Origin of the sequence: Streptomyces sp. STR69, assembly GCF_024519455.1 — a bacterium.
GTDB lineage: Bacteria > Actinomycetota > Actinomycetes > Streptomycetales > Streptomycetaceae > Streptomyces.
Genome location: NZ_JALJRY010000013.1, coordinates 280,661 through 295,667 on the forward strand (window position 1 = coordinate 280,661; position 15,007 = coordinate 295,667).

Consider the following 15,007-nt stretch of genomic DNA (forward strand, 5'->3'; position numbering starts at 1 on the left):
AACCGGCGGGTGACGTTGCGCAGTTGGGGTTCAGCCGATGCCGAGCGGGATGCCCAGCAGGTACCAGGCCACGAAGAAGGCGACCCAGACGACCCACACGACGGCGGCGATGGGGATCGTGAAGGAGGCCAGGGTGCCGATGCCGGCGGACTTGCGGTACTGCTGGATGAAGCCGAGGGCCATGACGAAGTAGGGGCTCATCGGCGTCACGCAGTTGGTGACCGAGTCGGCGACGCGGTAGACGGCCTGGGTGGTCTCGGGCTCGATGCCGATGAGCATCAGCATGGGCACGAGGACCGGCGCGGCCAGCGCCCAGAGTGCGGAGCCGCTGGTGATGACGAGGTTCATGAAGGTGATCAGCACGGCGATGCCGACGAGCACGGTCCAGCCGTGGAGGTGCAGGTCGCGCAGCGTCTCGGCACCCTTGATGGCGAGGATGTTGCCGATGTTCGTCCACTTGAAGTAGGCGAGGAACTGGGCGATCGCGAAGAACAGAACGAGGATCGGCGCCATCGAGCGGGTGCCGTCCACCATCGCGCCGATGCTGTCGCGGGCGGCGGTGAAGGTGCCGGTCATCCGGCCGTAGACGGTGCCGAGCACGGCGAAGAACAGGCCCAGGACGAGCGCCATCCCGCCGATGAGCGGGGAGTTGACGATGCCGCCGCCCTCGCCGCGCAGGGGTGAGGAGACGGGGATCATGGCCGCCGCGACGAAGGCCAGGAAGCCGACGGCCACCAACCCGGTGACCCGCAGGGCGCGTTGCTGCCGCTCGGTGATCTCGATCTCCGCCAGTTCCTCCGCGTCGGGTGCGGCGACCGGCTCGTCGGGTTCCAGGTCGGAGCGGCGGGCGAGGACCTTGTCGACGACGAGGGTGATCACGAGAGCGACCAGGACGGACGAACCCAGGCCGAAGAAGTAGTTGGCGACCGGGGTGACGACATAGTGCGAGTCGATGGTGTGGGCGGCGGCCGTGGAGATCCCGGACAGCAGGACGTCGGTGGTGGTGAGCGAGGGTGAGGCGTCGTAGCCGGCGGCGATCGAGACGTAGGCGACGACACAGCCGAGGACCGGGCTGCGGCCGGCCGCGCGGAAGACCAGGGCACCGAGCGGGATCAGGGTGACGTAGGCGGCGTCGCCCGCGACGTGGCTGACCATGGCCGTCATCGACAGGGCGAAGGTGAGGTACCTCCCCGGCACGCGCGCGACCATGCGGCGCAGCAGGGCGGCGAAGAGTCCGCTCTTCTCGGCGACGGCGATGCCGAACATCACGGTGAGGATGGTGGCCAGCGGCGGGAAGGCCGCGTAGTTGTCGACGGCTCCTTCGACGGCCATGGTGAGGCCGTCCTTGCTGAGCAGGTTCTGCACCTTGATGGTCTCGTGCGTGCCGGGGTGCACAGCGCTCAGGCCGGTCGTCGCGAGGACGGCGCTGAGGACGGCGACGATGCCCGCGAGGATCCAGAACAGCCAGAAGGGGTTGGGGAGTCTGTTCCCGATCTTCTCTATCGCCGTCAGGCCCCGGAACGCGGTGCGCAGGGCCCTCGACCGAGGCTCGGTGGACGGCGGCTGAGGCTGGGCCGAGGTCGCACTCATCGGTACCTCTTCACACGGTGGGGGGATGTTCCTGCGAACAATGGCATTCAAGTGAGAGATTCTCCATCCCCTAGATGTAACGGTGGGATTAAACGGCATCTAGAGTGAGGCCCTATGACCCGTCCTCTCCTCGACGAGCTCGACCGGCGCCTCATCGGCGCGCTGCACCTGGCGCCCCGGGCCACCTGGGACGACATCGGCGAGATCCTGGCCTCCGACGCGAGCACGCTCAAACGCCGCTACGACCGGCTGCACGAGGCCCGCATGGTGCGCGTGATCGGGCAGGCCGACTGGGGCATCCACTCCACGGCGATGCCCGTCCACGTCTTCCTGGACATCACCGGCGAGAGCCCGCTCGCAGTCCTCCACCGGCTCCGCGGCCTGCCCCATCTCCAGCTGCTGGCGCAGATCTCGGGCGACTACCCGCTCTACGCCGTCGTGCACGCCCCGTCGGAGGCGGCCACCAGCGAGGCCATCGACCGGATGTTCTCCGTCCCCGGTGTCCGCCGTGTCAACGCGCTGCCCGCGCTCAGCACGCTGCGCCGGGGCCGGACGTGGGACCCGCAGTTCCTCACGGACACCGAGCGCTCCGAGCTCCTCAAGCTCGTCGGCGCCCGCCCCGAGGGCACCGCGACCGCGACACCCCCGGCGAAGCCGCTGAGCGAGGCGGAGCGCGGCGTCGTCGCCGAGCTGCTCCAGGACAGTCGCGCGTCCGCCGCGAGCGTCTCCCGGGCCACCGGTCTGGCCACCTCCACCGCGCACCGCGTCGTCCGCCGGGTCCTGGACGAGGGATGGGTCAAGCCGCGCCTGGAGATCGTGTCGGAATGGCTCGGCTTCCAGACCCCGTTCATCCTGCGCCTGAGGGTGGCGCCGGGCGCGACGCCCGAGGTCATGCACCGCATCGACCAGCTCCCGCAGACGCGGCTCGCCGCGCATGTCGCCAGCGACATGTCGGTGCTGGCCACCGGTCTGGTGACCGACCGCTCCGCCCTGGCGCTCTTCGTCGACGCCGAACTGGCCAGGATTCCCGGCCTGCTCGGCGTCAGCGTCTCCGTCATGCTCGCGGAGCCGCGCCGGTACTGGATGGAGCGCGACCTGACCACCGGCCTCGGCACCTTCCACGCACCGGCACTGCTGTGAGCGGCCCCTCGCGCGTCAGCCGGTGCCGAAGGCCCCCGTGGCGTAGGCGCATTCCGTGTAGATGTAGCCCGACCTGAGCTTGGCCGTGTCGGAGGCCGGGCTCGCGGTCGAACTGTCCGGCCGGTGCACGAAGTACGTGGTGCCGGTCGGCAGACTGATCGTCTTCTGCGGGTAGTTCTTGCCGCTGCTGCACGGCTTGAAGCCGGACAGCAGGGTGGTGCTCAGGGAGTACGTCGTGCAGCTGCCGCAGCCCTTGAGCGTGAAGCTGCCGGTGACCGGCCCGGTGTAGAGGACGGTGATGTCGTCGGGGCTGTCGTTCTTCACCGTGACGGAGATGCTGCCGCCGGACGCGGTCGTGGGCAGCTTCTTGCCCGCGGCGGGGACCGTCTGGGCCACTTCGGCGGCGATCGCGATCTTCTTGGCGCGGGCCCGGTTCTTGTCGTGCGTGTTGTTCTTCACGAAGTCGTTCATCGTGCTGAGCGCCGAGTCGAAGTCACCGGCCTTGTACTGCGAGACACCGCACTGGTAGGCCCCGGCGTCGGCCTGGTTGCCGGCCCGTGTGGCGTCCGCGCCGAGCTCGTCGGCCACGCCCGCCTGTTCGCCCGACAAGGTCCCGATCTGGGAGGAGAGACTCTGCAACTGCTCGACGGCCGCGCACGGTTGGCTACCGCTCACGCCCTGCGCCGCCTTGGTGACGGCCGACTTGACGGCCGGTTCGACCTGGCCGGCCTGGGACGACTGCGGGAACGTGGCCAGCAGCTCCCCGAAGTTCGTGGGCCAGTCGGCGCTCCGAGTGGCCAGCGAGGCGGAGGCGCATTCGTAGAGGGAGGTGGCCAGCCGGTCGTCCGGCCAGGTGGTCAGCGTGCCCAACTGCTTCTTGCCGATGGTGCCGGGGACGGTCCGCAGATACTTCAACTGGGGTATCGCGTCACAGTAGTTCTTCTGCGGGTAGGCCGCGGCGACCGTCGTGTAGAAGGTCTTCAACCGGTCGGGGACCTTGCCGGCCGCCCGCGATCCGGAGTGCGCGGTGGTGAGGTCGTCGTACACGCCCAGCGCCTGGCGGTAGTGGGGTTCGGCCGCGGAGAACGACAACCTCCCGCTGTCCGCCACGAGTTGGTCGGCCTTCTCCAGCCGGTCGAGGAGCATCTGCTGGGTCGCCTCGTCACGCGCGTTGTCGTACAGCACGACTCCCCCGGCTGGTACGGCGAGCAGCACCAGGCCGAGCAGGATCGCGAGCGGTGTGGGTGCGGGCCAGGTCAGGCGGGTGCGCAGGCCGACCAACGCACCGTGGGCGGCGGCGAACACGAGGAACACGACGTACAGCACGACGAGCGGGCCCGAGACGCCGTCCGGGTCGGCCGGCAGGGCCACCAGCAGCAGGATGGCGGTCGCGACCCAGCACGCGGCCATCAGCAGCCAGCGGCGCGTCAGCGCGTAACCGAGGCCGAGGCCACTGAGGTTGAGCAGACCGACCGCGACGGATCTGAGTCGGTCGGGCGGAGCGGGTGGCGGGGACGAGGGCATGGGTGGAACGGTGAAGCCCTGATACCCCTGATAACCGCCGTACTGGTCCCCGGACATGATTCTCCCCCCGCTCAACAACGCCCCCGTTACCGTGACTTGTCAGTGTACGGTCGGGTTCACCGCTAGGACAGGGGCGCCCTCGCGACTCCTCCGCCACGCAGCACCCTGGACAGTCCCAACGCCGCCGTCCGTACTGCCGGGGCGAGTTGGGCGGGCCGGAAGCGGGTGCGCGGTACGGCGACCGAGAGCGCGGCGACCGCGGTGTCGCCGGCGAACACCGGGGCCGCGATGCAGCTCACGCCCGAGGCCGCCTCCTGTTCCTCGTAGGCGAGGCCGGAGACCTGGATCTTCTCCAGGGCCGTGCGCAGCCGGGCCGGATCGGTGATCGAGTGCGGGGTGAGGTTCGGCAGCGGGCGGGACAGCACCTCCTCCGTCAACTCGGCGCCGGAGAAGGCCAGTAGGGCCTTGCCGACGGCGGTACAGGTCAGGGGAAGGCTGCCGCCGATGCGGGAGGGCAGCCTCAGTGCCTCGTGGCCGTGGATGCGTTCCAGGTAGACCACTTCCAAGCCCTCTCGGATACCGAGGTGGACGGTCTCGCGGGTGGCCTCGAACAGGTCCTGGAGGAAGGGCAGGGCCGTCTCGCGCAGATCGCGCCGGTGCGGCACGAGCGAGCCCAGCTCGAACAGCTTCGCGCCGAGCAGATAGCGGGGGCCCGAGCGCTCCAGCCAGCCCAGCCGGACGAGGTCGGCCGCCAGCCGGTGGACGGTGGGCTTGGGCAGTCCGGTGCGCTCCGAAAGTTCCGACAGGCGGTACGGTCCGCCGCTCGGACTGAAGCAGTCGAGGATGAGCGCGGCCTTCTCCAGCATGCTGCCGCCCGCGTTGTTCCGTGTCACGGAACAAAGATTGTCCCTTGGCGGGGATGCTGTCTATACCGAGGGGTGTACCCGCACTGCTCTCCCAGGAGGTAACCCGTGCCCACCGTGCCCGACGGCGCCCGCCCGGACGCCGTGTCCCCGGCCGTGGTCAAGGCCGCCGACCTGCTGGCGGAGGCCACCCGTACCGGGGTCGCCTGTCCGCCGGTGCGCGACCTGCTCGACGGCGGCGGCCTGGAGACCGCCTACGCCGTGCAGCAGCTGAACGTCCGCCGCGGTCTGGCCGCCGGCCGTCGCGTCGTCGGCCGCAAGATCGGCCTCACCTCCCCCGCCGTACAGCGCCAACTCGGCGTGGACCAGCCGGACTTCGGCGCCCTGTTCGCCGACATGGCGGTGCCGGACGGCGGCGAGGTGCCGGTGGGCCGACTGCTCCAGCCGAAGGTCGAGGCGGAGGTCGCGCTGGTCCTCGGTCGGGACCTGCCGCACCCCGAGTGCACGATCGTCGACGTGCTGCGCGCGGTCGACTTCGCGCTGCCCGCGCTGGAGATCGTCGACAGCCGGGTGCGGAACTGGGACATCTCCCTGATCGACACCGTCGCCGACAACGCCTCCTGCGGTCTGTACGTCCTGGGCGGCACGCCCGTACCGCTGACCGCCGTGGACCTGCGCGCGGTCACTATGACCATGAGCCGGGGCGACGAGACCGTCTCCGAGGGCACCGGCGCCGACTGCCTCGGCAGCCCCCTCGTCGCGGCGGTCTGGCTGGCCTCGGCCCTCGCCGGGCGCGGCGACCCGCTGCGCGCGGGCGACCTCGTACTGACCGGCGCCCTCGGCCCGATGACCCCGGCCGCCCCGGGCGACGCCTTCGAGGCCCGCATCTCGGACCTGGGCTCGGTACGGGTCCGCTTCGCCACGGAAACGGAAGAGGACGGCAAGTGACCACGAAAGTCGCCATCATCGGCTCCGGCAACATAGGCACCGATCTCCTGATCAAGGTCCTGCGTCTCTCGGAGACCCTGGAGATCGCCGCGCTGGCCGGCATCGACCCGGACTCCGACGGCCTGGCCCGAGCCCGCCGCCTGAAGGTCGCCACGACACACAAGGGCGTCGAAGGACTCGTCGAACTGGACGAGTTCGCCGACGTAGACCTCGTCTTCGACGCGACCTCGGCCGGCGCCCACCGCCACCACGAAGAGGTCCTACGGCCCCTGGGCCGCACCCTCGTCGACCTCACCCCGGCGGCCATCGGCCCGTACGTCGTCCCGCCGGTCAACGGCGAGGCCCACCTCGACGCCCCGAACGTCAACATGGTCACCTGCGGAGGCCAGGCCACGATCCCGATCGTCGCCGCCGTGGGCGCCGTCTCGCCGGTCCACTACGGCGAGATCGTCGCGTCCATCGCCTCCCGCTCGGCCGGACCGGGCACCCGCGCGAACATCGACGAGTTCACCGAGACCACCTCCCGGGCCATCGAGGCGGTCGGCGGCGCCGCGCGCGGCAAGGCGATCATCGTCCTCAACCCGGCCGAACCCCCGCTGATCATGCGGGACACCGTGCACTGCCTGGTCTCCGACAGCGCGACCGAGGCCGTCACAGCGTCCGTCGAGGAGATGGTCGGCCGCGTCCAGGCGTACGTGCCCGGCTACCGGCTCAAGCAGAAGGTGCAGTACGACAAGGTGGCCGTCGCCGACCCGCTGCGCACCCTCGCCCCGGGCACAGGCGACCTGCTCAAGGTCTCGGTGTTCCTGGAGGTCGAGGGCGCCGCCCACTACCTCCCCGCCTACGCCGGAAACCTCGACATCATGACCTCGGCCGCCCTGCGCACCGCGGAACGCATGGCCGCCCGGACCGGCAAGGAGACCGCCAAGTGACCCCGTCCCTCTACGTCCAGGACGTCACCCTCCGCGACGGCATGCACGCCGTACGGCACCGCTACACCGTCGACCAGGCCCGCGCGATCGCCGCCGCCCTGGACGCGGCCGGGGTTGCCGCGATCGAGATCGCCCACGGCGACGGACTGTCGGGCTCCAGCATCAACTACGGCGTCGGCGCCCACACCGACTGGGAGTGGATCGAGGCGGTCACCGACGTCGTACGGCAGTCGATCCCGACAACCCTTCTCCTGCCGGGTATCGGAACCGTCCACGACCTCAAGCAGGCCCACGCGCTGGGCATCCGCTCGGTACGGGTCGCCACGCACTGCACGGAGGCCGACATCTCCGCCCAACACATCGCCGCCGCACGGGAGTTGGGCATGGACGTGGCCGGGTTCCTGATGATGTCCCACATGGCCGAGCCGGCCGAACTCGCCCGCCAGGCCAAGCTGATGGAGTCCTACGGCGCTCACTGTGTCTATGTCACCGACTCCGGCGGCCGGTTGACGATGGACGGGGTACGGGACCGCTTCTCCGCCTACCGCGAAGTCCTCGCTCCGGAGACCGAGTTGGGCATCCACGCCCACCACAATCTCGCGCTGGGCGTGGCCAACACGGTTGTCGCGGTCGAGGCCGGCGCGATCCGCGTCGACGCCTCACTCGCGGGCCAGGGCGCGGGCGCGGGCAACTGTCCGCTGGAGGCGTTCGTGGCGGTCGCCGACCTGATGGGCTGGAAGCACGGCTGCGACCTGTTCCCGCTGATGGACGCGGCCGACGATATCGTACGCCCGCTGCAGGACCGCGAGGTGCGAGTGGACCGCGAGACGCTCAGCCTCGGGTACGCGGGCGTGTACTCCAGCTTCCTGCGCCACGCCGAGACGGCCGCCGCCCGCTATGGGCTCGACACGCGCAGCATCCTGGTCGAGGCGGGGCGGCGGGCGATGGTCGGCGGCCAGGAGGACATGATCACGGACATCGCGCTGGACCTGGTCGCACGCGCGGCGAACCCGGCCTGAGCCGGGACCGGCCCCAGGAGGCGGGTGTCGGCACCTCATCACGCCGACACCCGTGGGGAGTTGAGGCGAACCGACCCGACGGTATCGAGTTGGTCTAGTCCTCTTGACGGAGAGCGGCGCGAGCGCTTTGGTATATACCAAAGCCTTCACGCGCCACCCCCCACCACACTCCCCCCTTATAGGCACCCCCGAAAGGGGATCTGTCATGCGCCTGGCAAGACTCGCGGCCTCCGTGTGCACCCTCGCGCTCTCGGTCACCGGCGTCACCGTCGCCCTGGCCCCCGCGAGCAGTGCCGCGGGAAGCAGCGTCTACTCCGTGGCCCCCTACGTCGACATGTCGAACAGTCAGGAAGGACTGCTCGACACCGCCATCACCGGACACCAACTCAAGGCGTACACCGCGGCCTTCGTGCTCGGCGTCGGCTGCAACCAGATCTGGGGCGACACACTCCCCATCGGCAACGACTCCTTCACCGACCCCTTGATCGCCAAGGCGAAGTCCGAGGGCGCGTCGGTCATCATCTCCTCCGGCGGTGCGAGCGGCGAGCCGCTGGCCTGGACGTGCTCCACGCAGAGCAGCATCGACGCCGGATACCAGGCCATCATCAACGACTACGGCGTCACCCAGCTCGACTTCGACATCGAGGGCGCCGCCATCGCGGACACCGCGGCGGCGGCCCGCCAGATGCAGGCGATGAAGGACCTCAAGGCGTCCAACCCGAACCTGAAGTTCTCCATGACCCTGCCGGTGCTGACGAGCGGGCTGACCGGCGACGGCGTGAACATCGTCAAGGCCGCCAAGAACGCGGGCATCAAGATCGACGTGCTCAACATCATGGCCATGGACTACTACGCGGGCACCGGCACCCAGATGGGGCAGGCCGCGGTCTCCGCGGCGAAGGCCACACTGGCGCAGATGCAGTCCGTCGACTCCAGCTACACCTACGCCAACCTCGGCATCACCCCGATGATCGGCAAGAACGACGACGGCTCCACCTTCACCCTGGCGGACGCCCAGACAGTGGAGAGCTTCGCCGCGCAGAACAGTGTCGGCCGGCTGGCGTTCTGGGCGATCACCCGGGACCAGGCGTGCGGTGGCAGCGCCAACTCCCTGCCCACATGCAGTCAGATCAGCCAGAACAGCCTCGCGTTCACCGACGCGTTCGTGCCCTACGAGGGCTCGGGCAGCGGCGGCGGAGGCACCACCAGCGACTTCTCACTGTCCCTGTCGCCAGGCTCCGCCTCGGTCGCCCAGGGCGGTTCGGCGACCTCGGCCGTCTCCACCGCCGTCACCTCGGGCAGCGCCGAGTCCGTCAGCCTCTCCGCCTCCGGCGCGCCCTCCGGCGTCAGTGTCTCGTTCAGCCCCAACTCCGTGACATCCGGGGGCAGTTCGACGCTGACGGCGACGGTCGGCTCGTCCGTGGCCGCGGGCAGCTACCCGATCACCGTCACCGGCACCGCCACGACCGGCAGCCACAGTGCCACGTACACGCTCACCGTCACCAGCAGCAGTGGCGGAGGGGGCGGCGGGGGCTCGCTGACCAATGCGGGCTTCGAGACCGGCAGTCTGAGTCCGTGGACCTGCACGGGCGGCAGCGCGGTGGTCTCCAGTCCGGTGCACAGCGGAAGCCACAGCCTCCAGGTCACGCCGAGTGCCAGCGGTACCGGCGAATGCGACCAGACCGTCACCCTGTCCCCCAACAAGAGCTACACGCTCACCGCCTGGGTGCAGGGACCGTACGCCTACCTCGGGGTGAGCGGCGGTGCCTCCGCGAGCACCTGGTCCAACAGCACGAGCTGGAACCAGCTGTCGGTCCCCTTCACCACCGGCAGCAGCGGAACGGTCACCGTCTTCGTCCACGGCTGGTACGGCCAGTCCAACGTCACGGCTGACGACTTCACGCTCAGCTAGCGACCCGCCGACGTACCGGCACCGGTGCCCAGGGGACCCCTGTCCTCCTGGGCACCATCGGCGTCTACGGGGACGACCGGCTCGCGGCGGTTGTGGCGGCGGATGACCAGCCACGTTATCCAGCCGACGCCGATAATGAACCCGAAGCTGATGATCCGGTAGAGCACGACCGTGGCGATGGCGGTGCTGGTCGCCACGCCCCCGGTGACCAGTCCGAGGACGAGCGCGCTGTCGATGATTCCGAGTCCGCCCGGGATGATCGTGAGGGTGCCGGCGGCCATGCCCGCGCAGAAGGCCAGCAGGAGTTGGGCGTTGCTGATCTGTGTGTCGCTTATGGCGTGGAAGCACAGCCACAGGCAGCCCGCGTCGAGCAACCAGTTGAGCACGGCGAAGACGGCGGCGGCGACGGCGTGCCGGGGTTGCAGCCGGGCGGTGCGGAGTTGCTCGACGAAGCCGCGGATCCGGTCGAGGCCCTGGGTCTCGGGCAGGTGCCGCAACTTGTTGACCTTGGCCAGCGCGGCCCGGGTCGCCGGTTCGACCTTCTCCGGGTGCCGGGTGATGCGCCGGATGCCGACGGTGAGCAGCAGGACGGCCAGACCGAGGGTGACCAGGCTGCGCCACTGCAGACTGCCGTCGGAGGCGATCGCGGAGATCGCGGTGACGACGGCCAGGGCCGCCGCGGAGAGGATGCCGGACAGCGCGATGCACCAGGAGGCCACGGCGGGCGTGGCTCCGAAGCGGCGCATCTGCTGGTAGTTGAAGTGGGTGGAGAAGGCCGGTCCGCCGGGCAACGTGACGCTGAGCGAGTGCGCGGCGTAGGCCAGGGCGACGTGCTTCTGGATCGGCACGACCACCCCGGCCGAGCGCAGCAGCCGACGCTGCATGCGCGCGTAGCAGCCCATGGCGGCGACCTCGGCGACGAGCGCGACGGCGAACCAGTTCAGCCGGGGTGCGCGCAGCTCCGACAGGGCGGCGGCGAGCGACGGCCAGCCCAACACCAGTTCGGTGGTGAACAGCGCGAGGAGGACCGTGATCACCACCGGGCGCAGCCAGCGCCGGGTGCGACGCGGCGCCGTGTCTGCCGGTTCGGGGGTGATGGCGGTGGTGTCCGGAGCGTGCACAGGCAGGACCGTCGATTTCGTGAAGTGAGCTTCAACCGTCGGCGACCCCGGCGCCGCTCAGTGCGGGGACGGTGTTCTCCGAGCGGACGAGGGAGCGGGCGCCGAGGCGGAACTGTGCCAGTTTATGCACGATGGCCCGGCGGACCGGCGTGTGCCCCCGTCCGTTCGCCCCGACCGCACACCGTCTCCGCGCCGCATTCGTCGGCCCCGCGCGCGAGCGTGCGGGCCCCCTCTGCACGAAGGGGCCCGCATCGCGCCGGAGTTCAGACGGAGTCGGCGTGCTCCTGGTCTCGGCTGGTCTCGGTCTCCGTCGGCTTCGGATCCGGCTCCGGCTCGCCGACCGCGCGGCGGCCGGGCAGGACCGCGAAGACGATCAGTGTGCCGGCGGCCATGATGATCCCGCCGACCAGGCTGGTCTGCGCGACACCGTGGGCGAAGGCCTCGTGCACGGCGTCGACCAGGGCCTGCGCCTGCTGCGGTCCGGCTGACGGCGTCTTCGCGATCTCCTGGGCGACCGCCAGGCCGCCGCCGACCGAGTCCTTGGCGGTGTCGAGGGCGGCGGCGGGGAGGTGGCCGCCGACCAGGTCGGTCAGCCTGTCCTTGTAGGTGGTGCCGAGCAGCGAGCCGAGGATGGCGATGCCGAGGGAGCCGCCCAGTTCCAGTGCGGTGTCGTTGGCGCCGCCGCCGACACCGAGCTCGTTCTCCGGGAAGGAGCCCATGATCGTGTCCGTGGCCGGGGAGACGCTCAGTCCGATCGCGAAGCCGAGCAGCATCATCGTGGGCAGGAAGTCGCCGTAGGTGGAGGTCTTGTCGACCTGGGTGAGCAGGAAGACGGCCACGGTGCCGAGCACCATGCCGGTCACCACCATCGGCTTCATGCCCAGCTTCGGGGTGAGCCGCCCGGTGACGGCGGCGCCGAGGAACACGGCTCCGGCCAGCGGCAGCAGTCGTACCCCGGTCTCCAGCGCGTTGTAGCCGAGGACGAACTGCAGGAACTGCGTGGCGTAGTAGATCGCGCCGAAGGTGCCGAAGAAGAAGAACAGCACCGCCGTCATCGAGCCGCTGAAGGGGCGGTGGGCGAACTTACGGACGTCGAGCATGGGGTGCGGGTGGCGCAGCTCCCAGGCCACGAAGGCGGGCAGTCCTACGGCGGCGACGACGGCCGCGGTGACCGGTCCCGCGCCCCAGCCGAAGTGCGGGCCCTCGATGATGGCGTAGACGAGGCTGCCGACCGAGACGATGGAGAGCAGACCGCCCACGTAGTCGATGCGACCCATGGTGTCCGCCTTGGACGGCGGGACCAGGACCAGGGCGCCGACCACCGCGAGGACGGCTATGGGGACGTTGATCAGGAACGTCGAGCCCCAGGCGTGGTTCTCAAGCAGCCATCCCGCGACCAGCGGGCCGACCGCGATGGCGAGGCCCGAGGTGGCGGTCCACGCCGTGATGGCCCGCGCCCGCTCGCGCTTCGGGAAGATCGCGACCAGCAGGGACAGCGTGGCCGGCATGACCACGGCCGCGCCCACGCCCATCACCGCGCGGGCCGCGATGACGAGCCCGGTCTCGTGGACGAGGCTGCCCATCACCGATCCGCCGGCGAAGATCACCAGGCCGGTGACGAGGGCACCGCGGCGGCTGTACTTGTCGCCGATCGAGCCCAGCACGAGCATCAGCGCGGCGTACGGGACGGTGTAGCCGTCGATGACCCACTGCAGATCACTGCTGCTCAGGCCGAGGGACGTGGTCATGTCGGGTGCGGCCACGATCAGCGAGGTGTTCGCCATGACCACGATCAGCAGGCTCAGGCACAGCACGATCAGGGCGGACCAGCGGTGTGCGTAGGGCCCGGCCATGCGGTCGACGGGGGTGGTGACGAAGAGCGGCATCGGGGACTCCTGGGGACGCATTAATTGCTCACTGATGTGCAGACTATTTTATTGCCCATCGATGTGCAACTATGCCGGGACGAGCCCGCCCCAGGAGGTGCCGAAGTGACCGGTCGCGACAGCGCCAAGGCGCACTCCACGCGCGCCCGCATCCTCGAAGCGGCCCGGCGGGAACTGACCCGCGACCCCGACTGCAGCCTCGGCGACATCGCCGGGGCCGCGGGCGTGGCCCGGCGCACCATCTACGGGCACTTCACAGGGCGAGCCGCGCTCGTCCACGGCCTCGCCGCGGAGGCCGGGGAGGCGGTACGGCGGGTGAGCGCCGCCGCCTGGACGCCGACACCGGACGCCGTGACCGCGCTGGCCCGCTTCGTCCTCACCCTGTGGCCGGTCGGCGACCGCTACCGCACGCTCATCGGACTCACCCACCACGACCTGGGCCCCGACGCGGTCGACGCGCTCCTCAGCCCGGCCCGCGAAACCGTCACCAAGATCCTCGCCCACGGCCAACAACAGGGCGTCTTCCACACCGTCGTCCCGCCGGGACCGCTCAGCAGAGCCCTGGAGGCGCAACTGCTGGCACTGCTGGAGAGCGTCAACTCCGGCCTCTGGAACGACGACGGCACAGCCGCCACCACCGCGGCCCTGATCGCCGCGGGCGTCGGACGCGACAGCGCCGCCGCCACGGTTCACGGCCTGCGACCATCCCGCTGAAGGAGTCTCAATGACGAAGTCAAGCTGCCTGCGTGACCGGTGGGACGGAGATGAACACTCGTCCGTCACGCAGCAGGGCCCACAACACGCTTGCTCGTCGGAGGGCCAGGGCGATGACGGCCTGGACGTGTTTGCAGCCTTCGCCGCGCTTCCTGAGGTAGAAGTCGCGGTTCGGGCCCTCGCGGATGATGCTGGTCTGCGCGGACATGTAGAAGACCCGCCGCAGGCGGCGGCTGTAGCGCTTGGGCCGGCGCAGATTGCCGGTGCGGCGCCCGGAGTCGCGTGGCACGGGCACCAGTCCGGCCGCCGAAGCCAGGTGACCGGCGTCGTCGTAGGCCGACAGGTCGCCGGCAGCGACGACGAACTCGGCGCCGAGTATCGGGCCCATGCCGGGCAGGGACTCGATGATCTCTGCCTGCGGGTGGCCGCGGAACGTCTCGCGGATCTGCTTGTCGATCCGCTTCGGCCGGTCGTCGAGCTCCAGGATCTGAGCCGCCAGGTCGGCGACGATCTGCGCGGCGACATCCTCACCGGGCAGCGCGGTCTGCTGGGCCTGTGCGGCTTCCAGCGCGGTCGCGGCAACGGCATCGGCGTTGCGCACGCTGCGGTTGGCCAGCCAGGCCGTCAGCCTTGCCCGGCCGCGGCGGCGGAGAGCCGCCGGCGTCTGGTAACCCGTCAGCAGGACCAGCGCGCCCTTGTGCGAGCTGTGGTCGAAGGCCCGTTCCAGCGCGGGGAAGACGCCGGTCAGCACGTCGCGCAGGCGGTTGATCATCCGTACCCGGTCGGCCACGAGGTCGGAGCGGTGGGCGGTCAGCAGAGCGAGGTCGGCGGCGAGCTGGGCGGGCACGTCGATCGTGGCGAAGTCGTTTCGGTGGCGGGCGGTTTCGGCGATGACGTAGGCGTCGCGGGCGTCGGTCTTCGCCTCGCCCCGGTAGGCGCCCGACATGCGGTTGACCGTGCGTCCGGGCACGTAGACGGCCCTCTGGCCGTGCGCGGCGAGAAGCGCCAACAGCAGCGCGGAGGATGTCCCGGAGATATCCACCGCCCAGTGAACCCGGTCCGCCAGGTCAAGGATCTCGCCGAGCGCGGTCAGGATCGCCGACTCATCGTTGTCGACCTTCTTCGACCAGAGCGCCGCGCCGGTCTCGTCGACCACCGCCGCCCAGTGGTGGCCTTTACCCGCGTCGACACCGGCCCAGACCTGGGCCGTTCCCTTGCTCACTTGCCCCTCCTCGCACCGTTCGGCATGCCGCCGGCCCGAGGAACACCCCGCTGTCATCTCCGTAATCAGCGACCGCGCACATCTCAATCAGCAAGCCGGAGGTCCTGCGGACGTCGCCCCGAGGGCGGGAAAATCG

At 70.3% G+C, this 15,007-nt stretch carries 12 protein-coding genes and 1 pseudogene; 6 read left to right on the forward strand and 7 right to left on the reverse strand.

What is annotated here, in order from left to right; all coding sequences use genetic code 11:
• Positions 1-30 precede the first annotated feature (30 nt).
• On the reverse strand, positions 31-1,590 hold the full coding sequence (locus OC490_RS25320) for an AbgT family transporter (protein ID WP_262060283.1): 1,560 nt from the start codon (positions 1,588-1,590) through the stop codon (positions 31-33).
• Between the two features lie 114 nt (positions 1,591-1,704).
• Between OC490_RS25320 and OC490_RS25325 the strand changes: the two genes are divergently transcribed.
• The gene (locus tag OC490_RS25325) at positions 1,705-2,730 is read left to right on the forward strand and encodes an Lrp/AsnC family transcriptional regulator (protein WP_262060284.1); all 1,026 of its coding nucleotides are present in this window, start codon (positions 1,705-1,707) and stop codon (positions 2,728-2,730) included.
• Between the two features lie 15 nt (positions 2,731-2,745).
• Here OC490_RS25325 and OC490_RS25330 read toward each other — a convergent pair whose 3' ends face one another.
• Both OC490_RS25330 and OC490_RS25335 read right to left on the reverse strand, forming a co-directional pair.
• A complete protein-coding gene (locus OC490_RS25330) occupies positions 2,746-4,311 on the reverse strand; it encodes a hypothetical protein (protein ID WP_262060285.1) in 1,566 nt (521 codons plus the stop codon).
• A 65-nt stretch (positions 4,312-4,376) separates the two neighbouring features.
• Entirely contained in the window at positions 4,377-5,120 is a 744-nt protein-coding gene (locus OC490_RS25335) for an IclR family transcriptional regulator (protein ID WP_262060303.1), read from the reverse strand.
• A gap of 105 nt (positions 5,121-5,225) precedes the next feature.
• On the opposite strand from OC490_RS25335, the gene mhpD reads away from it, so the two are divergent.
• From mhpD to OC490_RS25355, 4 genes are all read left to right on the forward strand, one after another.
• Entirely contained in the window at positions 5,226-6,065 is an 840-nt protein-coding gene (mhpD, locus tag OC490_RS25340) for a 2-keto-4-pentenoate hydratase (protein ID WP_262060286.1), read from the forward strand.
• Positions 6,062-6,997: an acetaldehyde dehydrogenase (acetylating) gene (locus tag OC490_RS25345; protein WP_262060287.1), complete on the forward strand. Its 936-nt coding sequence runs from the start codon at positions 6,062-6,064 to the stop codon at positions 6,995-6,997. Before mhpD ends, OC490_RS25345 begins: the two co-directional genes overlap by 4 nt.
• On the forward strand, positions 6,994-8,016 hold the full coding sequence (gene dmpG / locus OC490_RS25350; protein ID WP_262060288.1) for a 4-hydroxy-2-oxovalerate aldolase: 1,023 nt from the start codon (positions 6,994-6,996) through the stop codon (positions 8,014-8,016). The genes OC490_RS25345 and dmpG overlap by 4 nt, the downstream gene beginning before the upstream one ends.
• Positions 8,017-8,221: 205 nt before the next feature.
• A complete protein-coding gene (locus tag OC490_RS25355) occupies positions 8,222-9,928 on the forward strand; it encodes a carbohydrate binding domain-containing protein (RefSeq protein ID WP_262060289.1) in 1,707 nt (568 codons plus the stop codon).
• Here OC490_RS25355 and OC490_RS25360 read toward each other — a convergent pair.
• The 3 genes and pseudogenes from OC490_RS25360 to OC490_RS25370 form a co-directional block, all read right to left on the reverse strand.
• Positions 9,925-11,049: a YbhN family protein gene (locus OC490_RS25360; protein WP_262060290.1), complete on the reverse strand. Its 1,125-nt coding sequence runs from the start codon at positions 11,047-11,049 to the stop codon at positions 9,925-9,927. The two genes, OC490_RS25355 and OC490_RS25360, sit on opposite strands and share 4 nt — an antisense overlap.
• Before the next feature lie 31 nt (positions 11,050-11,080).
• Positions 11,081-11,206 (reverse strand): annotated as a pseudogene (locus OC490_RS25365) (extradiol ring-cleavage dioxygenase); the annotation flags it as partial.
• A gap of 106 nt (positions 11,207-11,312) precedes the next feature.
• On the reverse strand, positions 11,313-12,935 hold the full coding sequence (locus OC490_RS25370) for an MFS transporter (RefSeq protein ID WP_262060291.1): 1,623 nt from the start codon (positions 12,933-12,935) through the stop codon (positions 11,313-11,315).
• A gap of 105 nt (positions 12,936-13,040) precedes the next feature.
• On the opposite strand from OC490_RS25370, the gene OC490_RS25375 reads away from it, so the two are divergent.
• The gene (locus tag OC490_RS25375) at positions 13,041-13,649 is read left to right on the forward strand and encodes a TetR/AcrR family transcriptional regulator (protein ID WP_262060292.1); all 609 of its coding nucleotides are present in this window, start codon (positions 13,041-13,043) and stop codon (positions 13,647-13,649) included.
• 19 nt (positions 13,650-13,668) lie between these two features.
• Here the strand turns inward: OC490_RS25375 and OC490_RS25380 are convergent, their stop codons facing one another.
• Complete coding sequence (locus OC490_RS25380) at positions 13,669-14,871, reverse strand: IS110 family transposase (RefSeq protein ID WP_262060293.1); 1,203 nt, start codon at positions 14,869-14,871, stop codon at positions 13,669-13,671.
• Positions 14,872-15,007: the final 136 nt, after the last annotated feature.

Bases quoted from the DNA above. Each gene is read 5' to 3' on its own strand.
- OC490_RS25320 (WP_262060283.1), bottom strand. From the start codon at position 1,590: ATGAGTGCGACCTCGGCCCAGCCTCAGCCGCCGTCCACCGAGCCTCGG.
- OC490_RS25325 (WP_262060284.1), top strand. From the start codon at position 1,705: ATGACCCGTCCTCTCCTCGACGAGCTCGACCGGCGCCTCATCGGCGCG.
- OC490_RS25330 (WP_262060285.1), bottom strand. From the start codon at position 4,311: ATGTCCGGGGACCAGTACGGCGGTTATCAGGGGTATCAGGGCTTCACC.
- OC490_RS25335 (WP_262060303.1), bottom strand. From the start codon at position 5,120: ATGCTGGAGAAGGCCGCGCTCATCCTCGACTGCTTCAGTCCGAGCGGC.
- OC490_RS25355 (WP_262060289.1), top strand. From the start codon at position 8,222: ATGCGCCTGGCAAGACTCGCGGCCTCCGTGTGCACCCTCGCGCTCTCG.
- OC490_RS25370 (WP_262060291.1), bottom strand. From the start codon at position 12,935: ATGCCGCTCTTCGTCACCACCCCCGTCGACCGCATGGCCGGGCCCTAC.